Annotated in this window: 4 protein-coding genes; all 4 read left to right on the forward strand. The window is 59.0% G+C overall.

Translation table 11 applies throughout. From position 1 onward, the window contains the following. The first annotated feature begins 87 nt into the window (after positions 1–87). Positions 88–528, forward strand: coding sequence for a DUF411 domain-containing protein (locus tag CR157_RS08935; protein WP_110283187.1), 441 nt, complete (start codon positions 88–90; stop codon positions 526–528). Between the two features lie 15 nt (positions 529–543). Beyond that, a complete protein-coding gene (locus tag CR157_RS08940; RefSeq protein WP_110283188.1) occupies positions 544–1,107 on the forward strand; it encodes a TlpA family protein disulfide reductase in 564 nt (187 codons plus the stop codon). Further along, complete coding sequence (locus CR157_RS08945) at positions 1,104–1,484, forward strand: hypothetical protein (RefSeq protein ID WP_181422016.1); 381 nt, start codon at positions 1,104–1,106, stop codon at positions 1,482–1,484. Before CR157_RS08940 ends, CR157_RS08945 begins: the two co-directional genes overlap by 4 nt. A 17-nt stretch (positions 1,485–1,501) precedes the next feature. After that, on the forward strand, positions 1,502–1,818 hold a 317-nt coding region (locus CR157_RS08950), incomplete at its 3' end, for a cytochrome c biogenesis CcdA family protein (protein WP_219999917.1).

The raw sequence follows: 1,818 nt of genomic DNA on the forward strand, positions 1-1,818 counted from the left end.
CGTTACCAATATCTTCAATTAATGTTGCGAAAATATAGCACAATAAACCATTGAGTGTTATCCATGACTTTTCAGGAGACCCCACAGATGAAGCACTTGAAGACACTCACCATGGCTGCGCTGATGACCTTCCCCCTTGCGGGATTGGCAGCCGAGACCTCGGCGACTCTCTACAAGAACCCCAACTGTGGCTGCTGTGCCGAATACGCCAAGTATCTGGAAGAGAACGGGTTCGACGTGGAGACGATCGATACCAATGATCTCTCGGCGATGAAAGCCGAACACAACGTCCCCGAGAAACTGCATGGTTGCCATACCACGCTCATTGGAGACTACCTCTTCGAAGGTCACGTACCCGTGGAAAGCGTAGCCAAGGTACTTGATGAGGAGCCCTTCATCCAAGGGCTGAGCGTACCGGGGATGCCGCTTGGCTCACCGGGAATGTCGGGAGAGAAGCGCGGTCCACTCGAGGTCTACACCTTGGCCTTCGAGCCAACCGCTACCCCCGAAATTTACGCCACCCACTGAAGGTGAGCTTTGGTGATGGGAAAACTGACCGGAGCCAGTTGGCTAGCAGCGGCATTGTGGGTAGCGATCACCTCTTCGGCCGCCGCCGAACCTCCCGAACGTGTAGGGCCGAATGGATTGCTTCTCTGGGAAAGCCCGCGCGACGTGTCGGACATCAGTTTCGAGGATAGCGATGGCACCCCTCTGACGCTGGCTGACTTCGAAGGGAAACTGATCCTGCTCAACGTCTGGGCGACATGGTGTGGCCCCTGCCGCGAGGAAATGCCCACCCTGGATGCCCTCCAGGTTGAATTGGGTGGGATGGACTTCGAGGTCGTTGCGCTCTCGATCGACCGCAAGGGCATCGAGGTCGTCAACGAATTCTATCAGGAGGTGGGTATCGAGCATCTTGCCCCCTATGTCGATCAAACCGGCATGGCCAGCGCGGACCTGGGTGCCGTGGGTATTCCCACGACGCTTCTGCTCGACCGCCAGGGCAAGGAGGTCGGACGCCTGGTCGGGGAGGCCGAATGGAATACCCCCGAGATGATCGAGTTTCTTACCGAAACGATAGCAAGCACCAACGAGGAAGCGCCATGAGTTGCTGTGACGACAAGACCCCGCAGGGGCAGGAGACCTCCGGACTGAAAGGCTGGGTGACAGGGCCACGCCGCTGGATGCTGTTGGGTGCCGTGGTGGTGGCTGGTGGCCTTGCCATGGGCTGGGATCAACTGGTCCTGCTGGGTATCGCGCCTATCCTGGTGAGTATCTTGCCTTGCCTCGTCATGTGCGGAGCAATGTGCATGATGAAATGCAAGGACAAGAAAGGTAAGGCTACCGACCAGGGCGAAGCCTCTGACGTCCAAGCCAAGGTGGAAGCCTCTCCTATAGCGTCAAGGGCGACCGACACCACCACTCGCCACGAAGCGGATCACAACGTGCCGACCGAGCAGCCCGTGTCGAAGCTCCAAGCCTAGCCGCGGGGTAAGGAGTGATGTGGGAAGTTGCCAATATCGGCCTGGCCACTGCCTTTCTGGCGGGCCTGATTTCGTTCGTTTCGCCCTGTGTCTTGCCGCTCGTGCCTGGCTATCTCTCCTTCGTGGCCGGGCGCTCGCTGGGGCAGATACGGGAAGCGGACCGGCGCGAGCGGCTCCGGGTGTTGACCCAGGCGATATGGTTCGTGCTCGGGTTCTCCACGGTATTCCTGATGCTTGGTGCCAGTGCCACGGCCATCGGTCGCCTGCTGCTGGTCTATCGCCAGGAAGCCAACCTGGTCGGCGGTATCATCGTCATCCTGTTCGGTGCCTTCAT

This window comes from Halomonas sp. LBP4 (genome assembly GCF_003202205.1).
Classification (GTDB): Bacteria; Pseudomonadota; Gammaproteobacteria; order Pseudomonadales; family Halomonadaceae; genus Halomonas; species Halomonas flagellata.

Bases quoted from the DNA above. Each gene is read 5' to 3' on its own strand.
- CR157_RS08935 (WP_110283187.1), top strand. From the start codon at position 88: ATGAAGCACTTGAAGACACTCACCATGGCTGCGCTGATGACCTTCCCC.
- CR157_RS08940 (WP_110283188.1), top strand. From the start codon at position 544: ATGGGAAAACTGACCGGAGCCAGTTGGCTAGCAGCGGCATTGTGGGTA.
- CR157_RS08945 (WP_181422016.1), top strand. From the start codon at position 1,104: ATGAGTTGCTGTGACGACAAGACCCCGCAGGGGCAGGAGACCTCCGGA.